Origin of the sequence: Flagellimonas nanhaiensis (assembly GCF_003382275.1) — a bacterium.
Lineage (GTDB): Bacteria > Bacteroidota > Bacteroidia > Flavobacteriales > Flavobacteriaceae > Flagellimonas > Flagellimonas nanhaiensis.
This window is the reverse complement of the sequence record NZ_QTJX01000001.1, coordinates 510699-530329: the sequence shown is the minus strand read 5'-3', so window position 1 is coordinate 530329 and position 19631 is coordinate 510699. Positions and strand designations below refer to the sequence as shown.

Here is a 19631-nt window from a genome sequence, read left to right as displayed (position 1 = left end):
TGTACAATACCATCACTTCTCATACCTTTAAGCGACTAATTCAACATCATACATATGAAACTAAAACTCCTGATATTTGCCCTGCTCTTAGGCAATATCTCTTTGTTTGCACAAGACTATTTTCCCAAAAATGACGGTGTCAAAACAAAAAACAACAACTACACCGCATTGACCAATGCTAAAATTTATGTGACTCCTACCCAGGTAATCAACAATGGAACCTTACTGATACAAAATGGTAAGGTAGTACAAGTGGGTAGTTCCATTTCCATCCCTAAAAATGCTGTAATAGAGGATTTAAAGGGAAAGTCCATTTATCCATCGTTCATTGATGTTTTCTCGAACTTTGGCGTAAAAAAGCCCGAAAAATCAAAAGCAACAGGTAGATCTGCAGAATACAATCCTTCTAGGGAAGGGTTCTACTGGAACGATCATGTTATGCCTGAAAACAACGCCATTTCTAAATTCTCCTATGACGCAAAGAAAGCAGCAGAGCTAAGAAAAGCTGGTTTTGGGGTGGTAAACACCCACATACATGACGGTATTGCCAGAGGAACCGGGGTTTTGGTAACGCTTAATGACCAAGGTACCGAAGCCAATAGGATTTTGGAAGATAGATCTGCCCAGTATTTTTCATTTAAAAAGAGTATTGCCAAAAACCAATCCTACCCAACATCTCTAATGGGAGCTACAGCTTTGATGAGACAGTTATATTATGACATGGATTGGTACAATAAAGGCAATGTTTCAACCAAAGACCGTTCCCTAGAAGCTCTTATTGAAAACAAGGGAATGGTACAAATTTTTGATGCCGGTAATAATGGAAATGTGCTGCGAGCTGATAAAATTGGGGATCAGTTTGGAATTCAATATGCCATAGTTGCCGGAGGAGACGAATATGAGCGTATAGCAGATATCAAGGCTACCAATGCCAAATTAATTGTTCCCGTTAACTTTCCAAAGGCCTTTGATGTCTCCAATCCATACGAAGCTCATTATGTTGCTCTAAAAGATATGCGACATTGGAATTTGGCCCCATCCAACCCAAAAGCTTTGGAGGATAATGCGGTTCAATTCTCATTCACCTTGCATCACTTGAAATCTCCAGCGGATTTCAAATCCAAAGTTTTAAAGGCTATTGATTACGGACTTTCCAAAACCAAAGCTTTGGAAGCTCTTACAACGGTACCTGCTTCAATTTTGGGAAAATCCAATACGGTTGGATCTCTTCAAGTTGGCAGACAAGCTAATTTTTTGATTACCTCCGGAGATATTTTTGATAAAGGGACGACACTTTATGAAAATTGGGTGCAAGGAACCAAAAATGTCATCAACTCCAAAGATGAAAAAAATCTGGCAGGCGATTACAATCTGACCGCTAACGGTAAAACTTATTCAATTTCCATTTCTGGGAAGCCCAATGCACCCAAAGCAACGGTTAAACAAGATACCCTAAAGCTGGATTCAAAAATTGAATATGCTTCAAACTGGCTAAATCTCTCCTTTACGGATAATGAAGGTAAAGCCTATAGAATGGTTGGTTTAGTACTTCCGGAATCTGATAACATTTCGGGAACAATGATATCTCCAACCGGAAATGAATCCAAAGTAACTTTGTTAAAAACCGCTTCTTCGGACAAAAAAGTAAACGGAGAGCAAAAGACCAATAAACCGCAAATGGTTAGTCTTACCTATCCAAATGTGGGTTATGGTTACAAAACCAAGCCCCAACAGGAAAACATCTTGTTCAAAAATGCTACGGTCTGGACAGGTGAAGCTATTCTGGAAAACACAGATGTTCTGATCAAGAATGGAAAAATTTCCAAAATTGGGAAAAACCTCAATGCCGGAAGTGCCAAAACTGTTGATGCCACAGGTAAACACTTGACCGCTGGTATTATTGATGAACATTCTCACATAGGTGCTCTTGCCGTTAATGAAGCTGGCCATAATTCCACCGCTGAAGTAAAAATGACCGATGTTATCGATCCAAAGGATATGGATCTTTACCGAAACCTTGCAGGTGGGGTAACCACCATTCAACTATTGCACGGTTCCGCAAATCCTATCGGCGGACGATCTGCCATCCTTCGTCTTAAGTGGGGAGAAAATGCGGACGGACTGGTTTTTCAGAACTCGCCCAAGTTTATCAAGTTTGCGCTGGGAGAAAACGTAAAACAATCCAATTGGCCAAGTTTCTCTCGTTTCCCGCAAACGCGAATGGGTGTGGAACAGGTTTTTGTGGATTACTTCCAACGCGCCAAAGAATATGAGGTCAAAAAGAAAAGCGGCCAGCCCTTCCGCTACGATGAGGAAATGGAAACTTTGGTTGAGATTTTAAATGGGGAACGATTCATCAGCTGTCACTCCTACGTGCAGAGCGAGATCAATATGTTGATGAAGGTAGCCGATAAGTTCAACTTCACCGTAAACACCTTCACGCATATTCTTGAAGGGTATAAAGTGGCCGATAAAATGGCGGAACACGGTGTTGGAGGCTCAACCTTTAGTGACTGGTGGGCCTATAAATATGAAGTGAACGATGCTATTCCATACAATGCCGCCATAATGGCCAGTCAAGGTGTTACCGTGGCCATTAATAGTGATGACGCCGAAATGTCCAGAAGATTGAATCAGGAAGCTGCCAAGACAGTAAAATATGGGGGTATGTCCGAGATAGAAGCTTGGAAAACGGTAACTATTAATCCAGCTAAATTGTTACACATTGATCATCGTGTTGGCAGCATCGAAGTTGGTAAAGATGCAGATATGGTTCTTTGGAACGATCATCCCTTATCTGTTTACGCAAAAGCGGAAAAAACTCTGATTGAAGGAACCGTGTATTTTGATTTGGAAAAAGATAAGCAACTACGGGAATCCGTTAAACAAGAACGTAGCTTGTTGATAAACATGATGTTGGATGAAAAGGGAAATGGAGCTAAAACCCAAGGCCCCAAACAAAACAAAAAAATTAAGTTTCACTGCGATAGCCTATAACTCAAAAAAATGAAAAAACTAGTAACTATACTTCAGTTGTTTGGGCTTTTTGCCTGCTTAAGTTTGACCGCACAACAGACACCGGCCCCAGTGCAATCACAGGCCGTTACCATAACGGGAGTAACCGCCCATATTGGGGATGGAACGATCAAGGAAAACTGCACTTTGGTCTTCGAAAATGGAAAGATTACCGCAATCGGTGGCGCTGAAACGGCTACCAAAGGGGAAGTCATCAATGCCGCTGGCAAGCATGTGTATCCAGGGTTTATAGCCCCAGGGAAATCTTTGGGGCTTATTGAAGTAAACGCCGTTAGAGCAAGTAATGACCAAGATGAGATTGGGGAGATCATCCCTCATGTACGAAGCATTATCGCGTACAACGCAGAATCAAAAGTTGTGGAAAGTATGCGTCCCAATGGAATTCTTCTAGGTCAAATCACCCCTAAGGGCGGAAGAATTTCTGGAACTTCTACTATTGTTCAATTTGATGCTTGGAACTGGGAAGATGCCGCAATAAAAACCGATGATGGTATACACCTTAATTGGCCTACCACCTTTAGAAGAGGTAGATGGTGGTTGGGAGAACCAAGTGGTTTTCAACCAAACAAGGACTATCAAAAACAAACCGTGGAGGTAGAAACTTTTATGAAAAATGCCAATGCCTATGGTAAAAGCAACAGCAAAGAACGAAACGCAGCCTTTGCGTCCATGGAAGGTGTTTTTGATGGAACAAAACAACTATACGTTTATGCCAACGGTGAGAGAGAAATTGTCGACGCCATAACCACAGCCAAGAATACAGGAGTTAAAAAAATAGTTTTAGTGGGTGGATACCACGCACATAAAATAGCAGCCTTTTTAAAGGAAAACAACATCCCTGTGCTGGTGAACTTTACGCATACCATCCCTAATTTTGATGATGATGATTATGATTTCACTTTCAAACTACCCAAATTATTGATGGAAGCTGGACTCACCGTTGCACTTCAGAATGCTTCGGCTTCCAACTTTCAAACACGTAATCTTCCCTTTTACGCAGGACAGGTTGTTGCCCAAGGGCTCGATAAGGAAAAAGCACTCCAGCTTTTGACGGGAAATACCGCAAAAATTTTGGGAATAGATGCAGATTATGGAACCCTGGAAGTAGGTAAGAGTGCTACTTTGTTCATTTCAGAGGGAGATGCACTGGATATGCGCACAAACCAGCTCTCAAGAGCTTTCATTGATGGCCGGGACATTTCCCTGGAAACCCATCAAACCAAACTCTGGAAGCGATATATGGGAAAATATGAAGGAAAATAAAAACAGGCGGGGCGCTCTAAAGAGCGCCCCGCCTGTTTCATATTAGTTTTTCTTTACCTCCACGTAGGCCGCATTTTCGGGCTTCGCATAAAACTCTTCGGGTTTAGTCGTTTTACTAAGAGTCACCTGCTCAAAAGGAACATTGCTCCTAGCATCTAAAATTTTGTTTCCTTCAAAATTATACCAGGTAATTGATTTTGGCAGAACCAAGCCTTCTACAGTTTGCCAGTCATCATATCGAATCCATTTCACAGTTTCAGATTTTTCACCTGTTCTATAGGTAACCGTGTAGCCCAACCAGGCCATTTGGTGGCTTTCCGGATCAAAATGAAGGTAATATTCATCTTTAGATGAAGCACCAACACCAGACTCATAGGCTATACGTATGCCAGGATAATTTTTACCCTCGTACACCAAATCTTCAGTTTCCCCATAAATTATTCCGTCATCCGCCAGAACAAAAGGCATCGCATAAAAGTAAAACATAAGATTATGGTAAAAACCTGCATCACCTTTATAGGCTTCATTCCTATCCAATAACCAAACCATTTCACCTTCCGAACCCATAGAAAATTCGGGAGCATCTACCCTATCCTTTCTTGACCAAAGGTCTATGGTGTGCACTTCAGTAAAGTCTTTTTTAGGCAATTCATACGTTAAAGTTCTTTGATTTTTCCATGTTGCCAGGCCTCCATGAGCCTCAAAAACCTGGACTAAATCTTGAGGAAATGTTTTTTCTGTTTTTGTAATTTCAGAAACCACCTCCTCTTTTACCTCCTCCTTTTTTGGAGCCGGTTTACAGGCACCAATAGCTAGTGCCAAAAGAATAATAGTTGTTTTTTTCATTGTTGTTTGTTTGCCGCTTTGTCGGAATATCTCTTTTAAGATTACAAGAATACGTATTTTTGAGTCGTGAGTGAAGTTAAACTAATCAGTAGTATCCAGAACCCCTTGGTTAAAAAGATATTGCTGCTCAAAGAAAAGTCCCGGGAACGAAAAAAGACCGGACTTTTTGTTATTGAAGGGCAACGCGAAATTGAACTTGCCCTAAAGGGCGGATACAACATTGAAACTGTTCTGTTCTGCCCCGAAATAGCTTCAATTGATGCAATACACCCACTTTTTGAAGGTCTAAATCCAAAGTTTATCCATATCTCCCCACAGGTATACGGTAAAATGGCCCATCGAGAGACTACGGAGGGTATTTTGGCTATCGCCGAAAGCAAACCCCATACTTTGGATTCCGTTGACTTAAAGAGCAAAACACCCTTGATTCTTGTCGCCGAAGCACCTGAAAAACCGGGAAACATTGGGGCCTTGCTACGAACGGCAGATGCGGCTTCCATTGATGCTGTACTTATAGCCAATCCTAAATCCGATATTTATAATCCAAATATTATCCGCTCAAGTGTGGGTTGCGTGTTCACCAACATAGTAGGCATGGGTTCCACCACCGATATCATCAAATTTCTAAAACAGAACGGAATTTCAATTTACAGTGCTGCTTTGACCGCATCAAAGAAATATGTGGATTGTAATTTTAAAGGAGCTTCGGCAATTGTTGTGGGAACTGAAGCAACGGGATTAACGCAGGAATGGCTCGAAAATTCGGACCAAAATATCATTATTCCGATGCAAGGGGAGATTGACTCCATGAATGTATCGGTGTCAGCGGCAATACTTATATTTGAAGCCAAGCGGCAACGTGGATTTTAGCCTATGGAAAAGACTACTCTCTTTTTTGTAATCATTGCAATTCTACTGATCCAATATCTGGTGCATCAGCTTTTGGAGTATTTGAACGCAAAACGGTTTACCTCAAAAGTTCCAGCAGAACTTAACGATGTCTTTGATGAAAAAGAATATCAAAAATCGCAACACTATAAAAAAGCAAACTATCACTTCGGGCTTATTTCCGATGGTTTTTCCCTGGTATTCACTTTGGCCTTTCTTCTTTTGGGCGGCTTTGAATGGCTAGACCAATTAATACGGTCTGTGTCAGGCGAAATGATTCCAATGGCGCTGTTGTTCTTTGGTTTGATTGTTTTGGCAAGTGCATTGTTGGGACTTCCCTTTTCCTATTATCAAACTTTTGTTATTGAAGAAAAGTATGGTTTTAACAAGACCACAAAAAAGCTCTTCTTTATGGACAAATTGAAGGGAGGAATACTCATGGTAATCCTTGGCGGAGGAATATTATCCCTGTTCATTCTTTTCTACCAGTGGACCGGACCAAAATTTTGGATCTACGCCTGGATTTTGATCGGCACTTTTGTTCTTTTTATGAATCTGTTTTACAGCAGACTGATCGTACCCCTTTTCAACAAACAGACCCCTCTAAAAGAGGGCAATCTAAAAGAATCCATTGAAAACTATGCTGCCAAGGTAGGATTTGAACTAAAAAACATTTTTGTAATTGATGGTTCAAAAAGATCCACAAAGGCCAACGCATACTTTTCAGGATTTGGGAAGGAAAAACGCATTACCCTGTTCGATACTCTTATCAATGATCTTAATGAAGAGGAAATTGTAGCTGTCCTGGCCCATGAAGTGGGGCACTACAAAAGAAAACATATTATTTTTAGTCTTTTTGCCACTCTGGCCCTTACAGGTTTCACACTATTCATACTTTCACTCTTCATCAACAATCCCCAAATCTCGTTGGCAATCGGTGTATCAACTCCTAGTTTTCATGCTGGTTTGGTGGGCTTTGCCTTGCTGTACAGTCCTATTTCAGAGATTACCGGATTGGCAATGAACTATCTCTCCAGAAAGTTTGAGTTCCAGGCCGATGATTATGCCAAAACTACGTTTTCGGCCGACCCCTTGGTCACCTCATTGAAAAAACTTTCCAAGAACAGCCTGAGCAATCTAACTCCACATCCTGCATACGTTTTTGTGCATTACTCCCACCCACCTCTGATACAGCGCATTAGGAATTTAAAGGCATAATTTTTGTTGTCTACATGTAAAGATTATGGTAATTTTAATATACTATGACGGAGGCTGCCATTGAAAAAGAAAACAAAGAAATTGCAAAGCAATACAAAGAATTGCTTCGCATAAGCTATCAAACCTTGACCGATAAGGACAAGAAATTGATACGCTCTGCCTTTGATGTGGCTGTTGATGCCCATAAAGACCAAAGGCGTAAATCTGGTGAGGCCTATATTTTTCACCCTATTGCCGTTGCCAAGATAGTAGCGTCCAAAATTGGTCTTGATGCAGTTTCCATTGCCTCAGCATTATTGCACGATGTAGTTGAGGATACCGCTTATACCTTAGGCGATATTGAACGCATGTTCGGAGAGACCGTGGCCCGTATTGTGGACGGACTCACCAAAATATCCAATCTTAAAAAGGATAAGGATATCAGTCAGCAAGCTGAGAACTTCAGAAAAATGCTGTTGACCTTGCATGATGATGTTCGGGTAATTATCATCAAAATTGCTGATCGCTATCATAATATGCTCACCATGGATTCCATGCCAGAGCACAAACAGGTAAAGATTGCCTCAGAGACCCTCTATATCTATGCACCGCTGGCGCACCGAATCGGTCTATACAACATTAAGACCCATCTAGAGGACCTGAGTTTAAAGTACACAGAGCCTGAAGTGTATCAAGATATTCAGGTCAAAATTGAAGATACCGAAGGGGAGAATTTAGCCTATATAGAAGATTTTGCCAATGTAATCAGAAATTCATTGGACAAAGAAGGTCTAAACTATAATATCAAGGGCCGGATGAAGTCCATATTTTCCATCAGAAGGAAAATGAAGGCGCAAAACGTTTCCTTTGAAGAGGTTTACGACAAATTTGCCATCCGTATCATCTATAAATCGGACAGGAAAAACGAAAAATTCCTCGCCTGGAAAATCTATTCCATTGTTACGGACCACTTCACCCCCAACCCCATTCGTCTTAGAGATTGGATAACATCTCCAAAGTCAACCGGGTACGAAGCGTTGCACATTACCGTAATGGGACCCAAGGGAAAATGGGTAGAGGTTCAAATCAGGAGCGAACGTATGCACGAGATTGCCGAAAAGGGGTATGCGGCACATTTTAAATACAAGCACGGAGAGCAAAAAGAACAAGGTATAGAAGAATGGTTGAACCGTTTGCAGGAGGCGCTGGAAACCGCCAATGGAAATGCAGTGGACTTTGTGGAAGAGTTTAAGCTCAACCTGTATTCGAAGGAGATTTTTGTATTTACTCCCAAAGGAGATCTTAAATCGATGCCCAAGGGATCCACGCCTTTGGATTTTGCCTTTCACATACATACCGAAATTGGAATGAGAACCCGAGGAGCACGGGTGAATGGTAAACTGGTTCCACTCGGGTCTGAGCTACACAGTGGAGATCAGGTAGAAATCATTACTTCGGAAACTGCAAAACCCAATCAAAGTTGGTTGGACTATACCAACACTGCCAGGGCCCGTTCCAAAATCAAGTCCTCCCTACGGGAAGAGAAAAAGAACATTGCAGAAGAAGGAAAGGAAATCCTTCGAAGAAAATTGAAATCCCAAAAAATCACTCTAAACGAGGATACGGTCAACAAGCTGGTCACTTTCTTTAAATTAAAGACCAGTCTAGATCTGTTCTATCGTGTGGGAATCGGGGTAATCGATAATGAGAAAATAAAGGATTTTGCATCTTCCTACCACAATGCGTTTCTCAATTTCTTTAAAAATAGAATCCGAAGAACCCCTTCTTCTAAAGATATAAACAAGGATGAGATTACTACCAAGTATGACATGCTTGTATTTGGAAAGGAAGAGGAAAAATTGAACTATAAACTATCTCCGTGCTGTAATCCTATTCCAGGTGATGAAGTTTTTGGGTTTTTAAGTGTGAGTGACGGAATCAAAGTGCATAAAAAGAACTGCCCCAATGCTATTTCACTTCAGTCCAATTATGCCTACCGCATAATGACGGCCAAGTGGATAGATTCCTCTCAAGAGGAATTTTCGGTGGACATTCAGCTTACCGGTATGGATAACCTAGGGTTGGTAAACGAAGTCACCAATATCATATCGGACAACATGCACGTGAACATGCGGAACCTAAACTTTAAGGCAGACGGAGGCACCTTTACAGGTAAGATTACCCTAGTGGTAAAAAACAATAGTATCCTTAAAAAATTAATGAATAATTTAAAGCAGGTAGAGGGTATTGACAAAGTGACAAGAATTTAATTTTTAGCTGTACCTTTGTGCATTAGCATAGCTTACAGAGCCATGGGGAACAATAAAAATCAGGAAATTGTAAAAAATGTGTTCACAGCCTTTCTTGAAGAAAAAGGCCATAGAAAAACACCTGAACGCTACGCAATTCTACAGGAAATTTACGACAGTGATGATCATTTTGATGTGGAATCCCTCTACATTAAAATGAAGACCAAAAACTACAGGGTGAGCAGGGCCACACTCTACAATACCATTGAACTTCTATTGGAATGCAAATTGGTACGGAAACATCAGTTTGGAAAAAATCAGGCCCAATATGAAAAATCATATTTTGATCGCCAGCACGATCATGTAATCCTGACCGATACCGGTGAGGTGGTGGAGTTCTGCGATCCCCGCATACAATCTATTAAAAAGACTATTGAAGAGGTTTTTGATATAAAAATCAATAACCACTCGCTATATTTCTACGGAACCCGAAACAAAGAAGAAAACCTAACTGAATAACCAACCCACCTCTATGGTAGATTTACTGCTCGGACTCCAATGGGGAGACGAAGGAAAAGGAAAAATTGTTGACGTTCTAACCAAAGATTATAACATTATAGCCCGATTTCAAGGAGGCCCAAACGCCGGGCACACCTTAGAATTTGATGGGATAAAACACGTGTTGCACACCATTCCATCAGGTATTTTTCATGAAAATGCCGTCAACGTAGTTGGAAATGGGGTAGTTATAGACCCAGTCATTTTTAAAAAAGAGTTGGATAACCTTGACAAATTCGATATTGATTTTGTCTCCAAATTGCTCATCTCAAGAAAAGCACATTTAATACTACCAACACACAGATTACTTGATGCCGCTTCGGAAACCGCCAAAGGAAAGGCCAAAATAGGTTCTACCCTTAAGGGTATTGGCCCAACTTATATGGACAAAACCGGTAGAAATGGTATGCGAGTAGGAGACCTTGAGTTTGATGACTGGAACAAAAAATACCGTTCCCTAGCCAACAAACATGAGGCCATGATCGATTACTATAATGTGGATATCCAATACGATCTGGAAGAGTTGGAAGCTGAATTTTTTGAAGGTGTGGAAACCTTGAAAAAATTGACTTTTATTGATAGTGAGGAATATATTTTCAAAGCACAGGCAGAAGGCAAAAAAATACTTGCCGAAGGCGCTCAAGGTTCACTATTGGATATTGATTTTGGAACGTACCCTTATGTTACCTCCTCTAATACCACTGCCGCAGGAGCCTGTACTGGATTAGGAGTTGCTCCGGGTAAAATTGGAAAGGTTCTTGGTATTTTTAAAGCCTATACCACCCGTGTAGGGAGCGGGCCGTTCCCAACCGAGCTATTTGACAAAGATGGAGAGACTATGGGACGAGTCGGCAACGAATTCGGCGCTACCACGGGAAGGCCCCGTAGATGTGGCTGGTTGGACCTTGTGGCATTAAAATATGCCGTGCAAATTAATGGGGTAACAGAACTTATGATGATGAAGGCTGATGTATTGAGCGGCTTTAAAACCATTAAGGTTTGTACAGCGTATCAGTATAAGGGAAAAACCATTGAACACCTGCCCTACTCCATTGAAAGTGACCATGTGAAGCCTGTGTACACTGAACTCAAAGGCTGGTCCAAGGACCTTACCAAAATGACTAAAAAGGAGGAGCTACCCCCTGCCCTAAATGACTATATTGCTTATTTAGAGGAACAGCTTAATGTCCCCATTCGGATAGTTTCTGTAGGGCCAGACCGTACGCAGACCATACACCGCTAAGACTTTAAGCAAGCCAACAATCGTTTGTTTTGTGCTGTGGATCTAATGTCCACCAGCAAATAAATTACCACGGATTTGCACTAGATTTTTGCACTTTCATTTCATGTATCTTTATAATCCTGATTTAGTATATTTCACAAAACTAAACTCATATGAATAGAATTGTAATTCTGCTGGTTTTCTTCGCAATCGGATTTATGTCCTGTAAAGATTCTGAAAAAGAAATTGACAAACTTGAAATAGCAAAACAGTACTACAAGATTCTTGATGGCTCAGATATTTCGGCAATAAATACACTACTAACCGATAGCCTTCTGACCAGAGAAACTGAATACGATTATGAACAGACATTTTCTTTGAAAGAATACACGGAATGGTTGAAATGGGATTCAGTATTTGAACCATCCTATGAAGTCCTCCAAATTGAACAAGAAAATGAGATTGTAAAAGCAACGGTTTCTAAAATTGACAAAAGAATCCTTTTTCTTCATAAAGAACCAATTGTAATTAATCAAATCATAAGATTTGATAATGATAGAATCAGTACTATTGAAACAACCAAATATGAGGTTTTCAATGATTCAGTATTTGTAAAAAACAGGGATGAACTTGTAAACTGGATTCAAGCAAACCACCCTGAGTTGGATGGTTTTCTTTACGACCAAACAGAGACTGGTGGGATGAAGTATCTCAATGCAATTGAACTCTACAAAAATCAACAATAATATATTACGACAGCATCTTCGTATTTAGAATAGAGGGTTAACAAAACTTTGGTTTCATCTGTTACATTACGGTAACTTTTCATACTAATCCTTCATGTACCCTTTAAAAGGGTATGGATTAATAAAAATGTTCGTGGTTAAATGAAAAAACGAATAATAGGGATAGATGTGGCCCGAGCATTGGCCGTTTTCGGAATGGTCATTGTGCACTTCAAAATTGTTTTTGGAGATACAGGTAATGACTGGTTAAAAGCGTTTGCCAATCTTTTTGACGGAAAAGCAGCGGCCACTTTTGTGGTTTTGGCCGGCATTGGCTTAGCACTTATGACAAATTCTGCCCTTAAAAATGGTGATGTTCAAAAATTAAGAACAGCCAAAAGGCGAATCGCCAAAAGAGCATTATTTCTCTTTGTTGTTGGCCTGTCCTATTTATGGATTTGGCCCGCTGACATTCTTCACTCCTATGCCTTTTACATGCTGGTAACCTTGTTGCTCATTGCAAGAAAGTCAAACGAGATACCAATCTGGATAGTTGGCGCAATACTGTTATTTCCGGCATTGCTTTTGTTCCTCAATTATGAAACCGGTTGGGACTTTACAACATTGGAGTATGTAGATTTTTGGACTGTTAAAGGCTTTACAAGAAACCTTTTGTTCAATGGTTTTAACCCAGTGGTGCCCTGGGTGGCTTTCATGTTATATGGGTTGTGGTATGGCAGGAAAGATCTAAATGATACTGCCTTTGTAAAAAAATCCTTTGTAATTGGGTTAGTCTCTTTTATTGTCATTCAGTTGATTTCTTATACTCTATTGCAGTACTCCTCTGGTGATGAAATTCAATATAATGAAGACTTAAAAGCATTTTTTGGTACCGACCCCATGCCTCCTATGCCTATTTTCATGCTGAATGGAATTGCAATTGCAACAACCGTCATTTCCGGGTGCATCTTATTGGCAAGAAAATATGAGAACAATTTTATAATCAAAACTTTGTACAAAACCGGCCGTCTGGCGCTAACATTTTACGTTGCCCATGTTGTAATAGGAATTGGTTTTATGGAAGAATTGGGTCCTAAGGAATTGGGAACCTATTCCATAGTGTTTTCGGTAGCATATGCCCTTGTTTTTAGTCTCGTCTGCATGTTATTTGCATTAGTGTGGACAAAATACAGGAAAGCAGGTCCGTTGGAATGGGTTATGCGAAAAGTTTCGGACTAGCAACATTTAAAATCAAGACTTAAACAGATTTCATACTATGTTTCCTATTTATCGCTGTCGGATATCGTTTAAGAATTAGAAAAAACGGGACCAGTACAAAACCAGGTTCAATTTTTAAACTTCTCTTAAAAACCAAACACATTTGCCCAAGAATGGCTATTATTGAACGTGGGTTTATATCCCAAGTACATCACACCTTAGATTACCGACCGAGCGCAAACATTCATAGAAAGTGGAGGGCAAAAATAAAGTATCAATTTTCAACCAAAATGTGGAAAAGTGGCCTTGCCGGAGGTTGGCACTTCGTTTCCCTGCCCAAAACCCTATCCGAAGAAATAAGAGAAAATCTTCAATGGCAAGAGGAAGGATGGGGAAGAATGAAAGCACATGCGCAGATAGGAGAACTTAAATGGGAAACGGCCATCTGGTTCGATTCTAAAGCAGGGGCTTATCTGTTACCCATCAAAGCTGAAATACGAAAAAAAACAAAGCTTGAAATCAATCAAGAAATAGAAATGAATATTTGGGTCTGAATTAAAAGGCCACGCTAAAAAACGCATAACTCAATCCAAAATAGAAGCACAAACATGAAATCATCCTGTTTACTCGCAATTTCAACAATCGTTCTGTTTACGATCAACTGCCAGGCACAAAGCAAACAAGATTCGCTAGATATCAAACAAGCGGCCCTGGACTACATTGAATCGCAACATAATGCAAAACCTGAACAATTTGAACGCTCTGCCCACCCAAGAATGGTAAAAAGAACCTTTTGGACAGACAAAAAGACCAACAAGGAATATTTGCGGGAGACTTTTACAGATGCCATGGTCTTATTGGCCGAAACCTACAACCAAAAAGGGGATAAGTTTCCTGAAAATCCAAAAAAGGAAATCGTGATACTCGACATTTTTCAAAAAACGGCCTCCGTAAAGTTGATTGCAGATGACTGGATAGATTATATGCACATTGTTAAACTGAACGGCAAATGGCAAATTGTAAACGTATTGTGGCAATTCAATGATTCAAATGACCATTGAACTAGGCCCATATACAAGAAAAATTATTTTTAGACTTTGACCACACTGAACTAGATGACTAAAAAATCGAACAAAGAGCTGTGCATTTCTTATCTAGAAAAATATGCTGAAAAAGATTTGGAGGCCATGGAGACCATGTTCTCTGATGACATCATCCTGCGTGATTGGAAAATCAGGGTAATCGGTAAGAAAGATGCCTTGGACGAAACACGTAAGAACTTTAAAAATGCCCATTCCATTGAAATTGATGTCTTGGCCACCTACGAAAACCAAAATACCGTAGCAGCAGAACTGAAGATTATTGTAGATGGTACAGAGGAACTTTTTGTGGTTGATGTCATAACCTTTAACTCAGCAGGACAGATATCTTCCATTAGGGCCTACAAAGGAAGAGGAGACGATTAAATGGCAAAATCTGTCAGATTAGATTCTCTTAAACCGAAAAATGTATAAAATGGCTCAATTTCATTACCTTGAATTGCTTAAACCATAACCAACCAACATGAAACCCAAAAGAATTTTGATGATTCTTTGCTCATCTATCCTGCTAGCAAGCTGTGGACAAACGGAATCAAAAGAAGCAGATGGTGTTAAAGAAGGTATGATCAAAGTAACCATTCTCTATCCCAATGGAGAAGGTAAAACATTTGATATGGACTACTATGCCAATAAACATATGCCCATGGTAGCACGTTTGCTCGGTGATTCCTTAAAACTACAGGCTATTGACAACGGACTGTCCGGTAGAACCCCAGATGAACCTATCCCCTACCTGGCCATAGGGTATTTATATTTTGACCAGCTCTCGGCCTACAGAAATTCATTTGGACCAAATGCAAAGCAAATTGTTGGCGATATTCCCAATTACACCAATATTCAGCCTATTGTACAAATCAGTGAGGTACTTCAACCCCCAGGAAACTAACTAAACACAGTTGTTCCCAAAGCAAGAATAGAAGATGAACGAACTTGAACTATTGCAGGACCTTCACAAAAATTCAGAAAGACAAAGCTTGCAAAGTTTCTTTTGTTTAATTTCATTTTCATTAAGCTTGAATTGAACGAATCTTTATGTCTGAATATACTTTTGAAAAGCTTCCCGACCTAAGAGAAGCTTTGGTTAAGGGCGATGTGACATCGGCTTTAGATTTAGTACCACTAGTTGATGTTGAAGAGGACGCCTACGAATATGTGGCTCTTGTTATGGAAATTGACCGAATGTTGATGTCCTTCTATTCGTCAGGTAATCAACTTGCAGTTAGTTCTACTATCGAATTGATCTCAAAAACGGACAGACTCCATTTCTCGGAAGACTGGCCCCAATTCACCGATTTGATTTCCAAAATAGTGGGTATGCTTGCTGAAATGGACAAAGGAGCGCAAAGGGATGAACTTCTAAAAGTTGTGCTTTCCAAGTTGCCGTTAAAAGATAGACGGGTTTCCTATGATGAAAACTTGAATTTTAACCTTGCTTGTTACTACGCCATTAATGATGATGTAAAAACAATGACGGAATATGTTCGAAGGGCATCGTTTTATTATGAAAAAGAACAGTTTTTAGAGGATAAAAGTTTTGAGAAATATAAAACCGAACCATTTTTTGTGGATGTATTGGAAAACATAGGGTATACCGCTTCAAGCTGGTGGAAGTGTGCATGGCCCATTGAAGAGTGGTATGAGAAAATCACGTATTGATTTCCTATCTACCTAATCAACACAAAATGTGATATGCCGTTCTTTTTTATAATCTACTAATCTGTAGTTATGACAAAAGCAGATATCATTGCCGTAGTAAGAAAACAGCTTACAGGCCACTCGGATGACAGTGTTAAGGCTACTGGAAAAGGCTTTTTCAAGGAGAATATCAAGTCGTACGGAGTAAAGGTTCCCGTGGTCAACCAAATTGCTAAAGAACAGTTCAAATCAATCCGAAATCATCCCAAAGATGAAATATTCGATTTATGCGAACAATTATGGCAGTCAGGTTATATTGAGGAATCTCTTGTTGCTTGCAAATGGTCCCACGCACTCCGAAGAAGCTTTGAGCCCAAAGACTTTCAAGTTTTCAAGAAATGGATTGATTCCTATGTGGATAATTGGGCCAGTTGCGACACATTTTGCAATCATACCATAGGAGAGTTCATTCAAATGTACCCAGAATACATTCCTGAACTTACCAAGTTTGCCTTGTCCAAAAACCGATGGATGAGAAGAGCCGCAGCGGTTTCATTTATAGTGCCTGCAAGAAAAGGAAAGTTCCTAAAGGAAATTCTTGAAATAGCAGACCTCTTGCTCACGGACCAAGATGATTTGGTACAAAAAGGATATGGATGGATGTTAAAGGTTGCAAGCAAGGACCATCAAAAAGAAGTATTCAACTATGTAATGAAAAACAAAGCCCAAATGCCTCGTACAGCTTTGCGCTATGCCATAGAAAAAATGCCAAAGGAATTGAAGTCCAAAGCCATGGACAAGTAATTTGGAATAGCCGATTTTCTTATCGTCCCAACCAAAAAGAATTATCAAATGATTGAGCTTAAAAAAAACGACTACCACAAGGCCTTAAAAGAATTGCTTAAGGTCGAAATCAATAATCTCTTTGCCCGGGCTGTTGTTGAAAACCATGTTTCAGGAAAAGTTTATGTGGACCAACAGGAAGAACCTTCAACATTTTATGTGGTCCATCCCTACGGGATGTCCTTGTTATTTGGAAAACATGACAATGAAGAATTCAATCTACAATTCAAGGAACATGCACTAAATACCAAAGGCAAACGGGATACCCACATTTGGATGCAGGCATTCCCCAATATGTGGCACAATGAACTGGAAACATTGTTTGCTGGCTGCTCCATAGACTCGTCAGCTAACAAAACCAAGAATCAAACAGAACAAATCATTGAGCTCAATACCCGGGTCAATTTTAAATTTGATGCGGACAAGTTCAATGCCCTTCAGAACAAACTAAGGGTGCCTTCGGTACGTTTAAAGAGCACCACTGAAAAAGAGTTTGAGTCAATGAAAGGCTCGGTAATTCCCAAAAACTTTTGGGACAATTACGATGACTTTAAAAAGAATGGAGTGGGTTTTAGCACCTATATTGATGATGAATTGGCCTGTACAGCATTTTCCTCGTGCATTATGGATGACTTTTTAGAATTGGGAATGGAAACCGTTCCGGAACATCGTGGAAAGGGAATGGCTGTATACACCTGCGCTCAACTTGTGGAGTATTCCTTGGAGCATGGGTATGAACCTATTTGGGCCTGTAGCTTGGCCAACAAGGGATCTTATGAGCTTGCCAAAAAGCTTGGTTTTGAAGTCTCATTACAGATTCCATATTATAGGCTCAGTAAATAAGAACTGAAGATATACTACCTGTAAAAGTGGGCATTTAGCTACAATTGCAATAACTTTGCAAAGCAAATCCTTTTCCCTACTATAAATTGCCGATTTACCACAGGTAAAACCTGATAAAATGAAGATGAAACTTGAAGATTTAGGATACACAAACGAACAAGAAAAATATCGTCAAGAAAATAATCTTGGTGTATTTGATGTAGGCAGAATAATCTCTGAACATAAGGAACGCTACGTTGTAAAGACAGAAACAAATGAATACGACGGGGAAATTATTGGAAACCTGCGGTTTTCCGCAAGCAGTAGGGCAGATTTTCCTGCCGTAGGAGATTGGGTTGCCATTTCACCTTATGATGAGGATAAAGTACTCATCCATGCCATTCTACCAAGAAAGACGGTACTGGAGAGACAAGCTGTAGGAAAGCATGGTGAAAAACAGATTATCGCTACCAATATTGATTTTGCACTAATAATGCAAGCGGTGGATAGAGATTTTAATGTTAACAGAATAGAACGTTATCTTACCATTTGCCACACCTCCAAGGTTAAACCCATTATTGTTCTCAATAAAATTGATCTGATCAGTGAAGTAGAGCTGGAAGGACATATCGATGAAGTCCGAAAAAGAATAAGCGATGCCCCGATACTGGCCATAAGCAACGAATCCCAAGAAGGAATACAACAGCTTAGCAATCGTATTGAAAAAGGTAAAACATATTGTCTGCTTGGTTCGTCAGGTGTGGGCAAATCAACTTTGTTGAATTCCCTAATGGGAAAAGACCTAATGCGTACCGGTTCAATTGGTTTAGGCACCAACAGGGGTAAACACGTTACTACACATCGAGAACTACGGGTACTTGAAAATGGTGGGATTCTAATCGATAATCCTGGAATGCGGGAAGTAGGTATTGTAGACTCGTCAGATGGGTTGGAAGTTACGTTTGATACTATCATGGAGCTTTCAAAAGAATGCAAATTCAAGGACTGTTCACACACCACAGAAACAGGTTGTGCGGTGATTTCCGCTGTGGATAACGGTGAAATTGATGAAACATCTTATGATAATTACCTAAGAATGGAACGGGAAAAGTCTCATTTTGAAATGACCGTTGCCCAAAAACGTAAAAAAGACAAGGATTTTGGAAAAATGGTCAAGAATTTTCAAAAGAACAAGAATCTAAAAAAATATTGACCAACGAACGATTCTGCATATAACTATTGATTCCACCCAAAATCAAATGTCGAGGTAAAACCCTACCTTGTTTACTCAAACAAAAAAGAAATGAGAATACTGATAATTGGTGGAAATGGAACAATAGGAAGACCCGTGGCGAATCATTTTGCCAAGGAAAATGAAGTCATCATTGCCGGAAGAAGCGAAGGTGACCTGAAAATTGATATATCCGATAGCACCTCGATAAAAGAAGGTTTAAGTCAAATAGGGCAACTAGATGCCATTGTCTGCATAGCAGGGGAAGCCAAATGGGCAAATTTTGATGAACTCTCAGAAGAGGATTATTACATTGGTTTGAGAAGTAAACTCATGGGGCAGGTGAATCTTGTTAGATTGGGAAGAAACCACCTGAATCCTAACGGTTCCATAACCTTATCAACAGGAATATTGGCAGATGACCCTGTAGTAAAAACGGCCAGTGCGTCCATGGTAAATGGTGGCATCCACAGTTTTGTACAAGCCGCAGCATTGGAAATGGAAAATGGTATTCGGTTGAATGTAGTTTCGTTGGGGGTGGTACAAGATGCTTATGAGAAATATAGAGATTACTTTCCCGGACACAATTCAATTTCAATGGAAAAGGCTGTTAATGCCTATGTTCGAAGTGTACAAGGGCGAGGGAATGGGCAAATCATAAGGTTCTACGAATAGTAAACGACCGCTGCCGGATACACTGCAAATCCATTTAGTTTCTTTCTGTGCAAGATAAATCTACATCATTGCATAAGTGCCTGTGCATTACTATACCTACTATCCTTTTTAACCGTTATTGCA

The 19631-nt window shown here is 40.0% G+C and carries 19 protein-coding genes; 18 read left to right on the top strand and 1 reads right to left on the bottom strand.

Annotated features, from left to right (window positions below; translation table 11 throughout):
* Positions 1-54: 54 nt before the first annotated feature.
* Positions 55-2997 carry an amidohydrolase family protein gene (locus DX873_RS02505; protein ID WP_116182945.1) on the top strand — a complete coding sequence of 981 codons (2943 nt, stop codon included), beginning with the start codon at positions 55-57 and terminating at the stop codon, positions 2995-2997.
* A 9-nt stretch (positions 2998-3006) separates the two neighbouring features.
* On the top strand, positions 3007-4299 hold the full coding sequence (locus tag DX873_RS02500) for an amidohydrolase family protein (RefSeq protein WP_116182944.1): 1293 nt from the start codon (positions 3007-3009) through the stop codon (positions 4297-4299).
* Positions 4300-4341: 42 nt separating this feature from the next.
* Here the strand turns inward: DX873_RS02500 and DX873_RS02495 are convergent, their stop codons facing one another.
* Positions 4342-5145: a DUF6503 family protein gene (locus DX873_RS02495; protein WP_116182943.1), complete on the bottom strand. Its 804-nt coding sequence runs from the start codon at positions 5143-5145 to the stop codon at positions 4342-4344.
* A gap of 66 nt (positions 5146-5211) precedes the next feature.
* On the opposite strand from DX873_RS02495, the gene DX873_RS02490 reads away from it, so the two are divergent.
* The 16 genes from DX873_RS02490 to DX873_RS02415 all read left to right on the top strand — a co-directional run bounded on the left by DX873_RS02490 (position 5212) and on the right by DX873_RS02415 (position 19508).
* Positions 5212-6015, top strand: a complete 804-nt coding sequence (locus tag DX873_RS02490) for a TrmH family RNA methyltransferase (RefSeq protein WP_116182942.1) — start codon at positions 5212-5214, stop codon at positions 6013-6015.
* Positions 6016-6018: 3 nt separating this feature from the next.
* Positions 6019-7251 carry a M48 family metallopeptidase gene (locus DX873_RS02485; RefSeq protein ID WP_116182941.1) on the top strand — a complete coding sequence of 411 codons (1233 nt, stop codon included), beginning with the start codon at positions 6019-6021 and terminating at the stop codon, positions 7249-7251.
* Positions 7252-7295: 44 nt separating this feature from the next.
* On the top strand, positions 7296-9500 hold the full coding sequence (locus tag DX873_RS02480; protein WP_116182940.1) for a RelA/SpoT family protein: 2205 nt from the start codon (positions 7296-7298) through the stop codon (positions 9498-9500).
* A gap of 42 nt (positions 9501-9542) precedes the next feature.
* Positions 9543-9998 carry a Fur family transcriptional regulator gene (locus DX873_RS02475; protein ID WP_116182939.1) on the top strand — a complete coding sequence of 152 codons (456 nt, stop codon included), beginning with the start codon at positions 9543-9545 and terminating at the stop codon, positions 9996-9998.
* A 13-nt stretch (positions 9999-10011) separates the two neighbouring features.
* Positions 10012-11280 (top strand): adenylosuccinate synthase, encoded by a 1269-nt coding sequence (locus tag DX873_RS02470; protein ID WP_116182938.1) that lies wholly within the window; start codon positions 10012-10014, stop codon positions 11278-11280.
* Between the two features lie 152 nt (positions 11281-11432).
* On the top strand, positions 11433-12005 hold the full coding sequence (locus DX873_RS02465) for a hypothetical protein (RefSeq protein ID WP_116182937.1): 573 nt from the start codon (positions 11433-11435) through the stop codon (positions 12003-12005).
* A gap of 141 nt (positions 12006-12146) precedes the next feature.
* Positions 12147-13223 (top strand): DUF418 domain-containing protein, encoded by a 1077-nt coding sequence (locus DX873_RS02460; RefSeq protein ID WP_116182936.1) that lies wholly within the window; start codon positions 12147-12149, stop codon positions 13221-13223.
* A 152-nt stretch (positions 13224-13375) separates the two neighbouring features.
* Positions 13376-13756 (top strand): DUF1905 domain-containing protein, encoded by a 381-nt coding sequence (locus tag DX873_RS02455; protein WP_232520836.1) that lies wholly within the window; start codon positions 13376-13378, stop codon positions 13754-13756.
* Positions 13757-13810: 54 nt separating this feature from the next.
* Positions 13811-14263: a nuclear transport factor 2 family protein gene (locus tag DX873_RS02450; protein ID WP_116182935.1), complete on the top strand. Its 453-nt coding sequence runs from the start codon at positions 13811-13813 to the stop codon at positions 14261-14263.
* A 54-nt stretch (positions 14264-14317) separates the two neighbouring features.
* Positions 14318-14668 carry a nuclear transport factor 2 family protein gene (locus DX873_RS02445; protein WP_116182934.1) on the top strand — a complete coding sequence of 117 codons (351 nt, stop codon included), beginning with the start codon at positions 14318-14320 and terminating at the stop codon, positions 14666-14668.
* 97 nt (positions 14669-14765) lie between these two features.
* Complete coding sequence (locus DX873_RS02440; protein WP_198412961.1) at positions 14766-15188, top strand: EthD family reductase; 423 nt, start codon at positions 14766-14768, stop codon at positions 15186-15188.
* 146 nt (positions 15189-15334) lie between these two features.
* Positions 15335-15958: a hypothetical protein gene (locus tag DX873_RS02435; RefSeq protein ID WP_116182933.1), complete on the top strand. Its 624-nt coding sequence runs from the start codon at positions 15335-15337 to the stop codon at positions 15956-15958.
* Between the two features lie 69 nt (positions 15959-16027).
* Positions 16028-16741, top strand: a complete 714-nt coding sequence (locus DX873_RS02430) for a DNA alkylation repair protein (RefSeq protein ID WP_116182932.1) — start codon at positions 16028-16030, stop codon at positions 16739-16741.
* Between the two features lie 48 nt (positions 16742-16789).
* Entirely contained in the window at positions 16790-17623 is an 834-nt protein-coding gene (locus DX873_RS02425; RefSeq protein ID WP_116182931.1) for a GNAT family N-acetyltransferase, read from the top strand.
* Positions 17624-17741: 118 nt separating this feature from the next.
* Complete coding sequence (rsgA, locus tag DX873_RS02420) at positions 17742-18815, top strand: ribosome small subunit-dependent GTPase A (RefSeq protein ID WP_232520835.1); 1074 nt, start codon at positions 17742-17744, stop codon at positions 18813-18815.
* Positions 18816-18905: 90 nt separating this feature from the next.
* On the top strand, positions 18906-19508 hold the full coding sequence (locus DX873_RS02415; RefSeq protein WP_116182930.1) for a short chain dehydrogenase: 603 nt from the start codon (positions 18906-18908) through the stop codon (positions 19506-19508).
* The last annotated feature ends 123 nt before the right edge of the window (positions 19509-19631 follow it).

Excerpts from the sequence above, each read along its gene's own strand:
- DX873_RS02470 (WP_116182938.1), top strand. The coding sequence starts at position 10,012 with ATGGTAGATTTACTGCTCGGACTCCAATGGGGAGACGAAGGAAAAGGA.
- DX873_RS02505 (WP_116182945.1), top strand. The coding sequence starts at position 55 with ATGAAACTAAAACTCCTGATATTTGCCCTGCTCTTAGGCAATATCTCT.
- DX873_RS02445 (WP_116182934.1), top strand. The coding sequence starts at position 14,318 with ATGACTAAAAAATCGAACAAAGAGCTGTGCATTTCTTATCTAGAAAAA.
- DX873_RS02450 (WP_116182935.1), top strand. The coding sequence starts at position 13,811 with ATGAAATCATCCTGTTTACTCGCAATTTCAACAATCGTTCTGTTTACG.
- DX873_RS02465 (WP_116182937.1), top strand. The coding sequence starts at position 11,433 with ATGAATAGAATTGTAATTCTGCTGGTTTTCTTCGCAATCGGATTTATG.
- DX873_RS02485 (WP_116182941.1), top strand. The coding sequence starts at position 6,019 with ATGGAAAAGACTACTCTCTTTTTTGTAATCATTGCAATTCTACTGATC.
- rsgA (WP_232520835.1), top strand. The coding sequence starts at position 17,742 with ATGAAGATGAAACTTGAAGATTTAGGATACACAAACGAACAAGAAAAA.
- DX873_RS02435 (WP_116182933.1), top strand. The coding sequence starts at position 15,335 with ATGTCTGAATATACTTTTGAAAAGCTTCCCGACCTAAGAGAAGCTTTG.
- DX873_RS02495 (WP_116182943.1), bottom strand. The coding sequence starts at position 5,145 with ATGAAAAAAACAACTATTATTCTTTTGGCACTAGCTATTGGTGCCTGT.
- DX873_RS02500 (WP_116182944.1), top strand. The coding sequence starts at position 3,007 with ATGAAAAAACTAGTAACTATACTTCAGTTGTTTGGGCTTTTTGCCTGC.
- DX873_RS02430 (WP_116182932.1), top strand. The coding sequence starts at position 16,028 with ATGACAAAAGCAGATATCATTGCCGTAGTAAGAAAACAGCTTACAGGC.
- DX873_RS02460 (WP_116182936.1), top strand. The coding sequence starts at position 12,147 with ATGAAAAAACGAATAATAGGGATAGATGTGGCCCGAGCATTGGCCGTT.
- DX873_RS02475 (WP_116182939.1), top strand. The coding sequence starts at position 9,543 with ATGGGGAACAATAAAAATCAGGAAATTGTAAAAAATGTGTTCACAGCC.
- DX873_RS02415 (WP_116182930.1), top strand. The coding sequence starts at position 18,906 with ATGAGAATACTGATAATTGGTGGAAATGGAACAATAGGAAGACCCGTG.
- DX873_RS02480 (WP_116182940.1), top strand. The coding sequence starts at position 7,296 with ATGACGGAGGCTGCCATTGAAAAAGAAAACAAAGAAATTGCAAAGCAA.
- DX873_RS02440 (WP_198412961.1), top strand. The coding sequence starts at position 14,766 with ATGAAACCCAAAAGAATTTTGATGATTCTTTGCTCATCTATCCTGCTA.
- DX873_RS02425 (WP_116182931.1), top strand. The coding sequence starts at position 16,790 with ATGATTGAGCTTAAAAAAAACGACTACCACAAGGCCTTAAAAGAATTG.
- DX873_RS02455 (WP_232520836.1), top strand. The coding sequence starts at position 13,376 with ATGGCTATTATTGAACGTGGGTTTATATCCCAAGTACATCACACCTTA.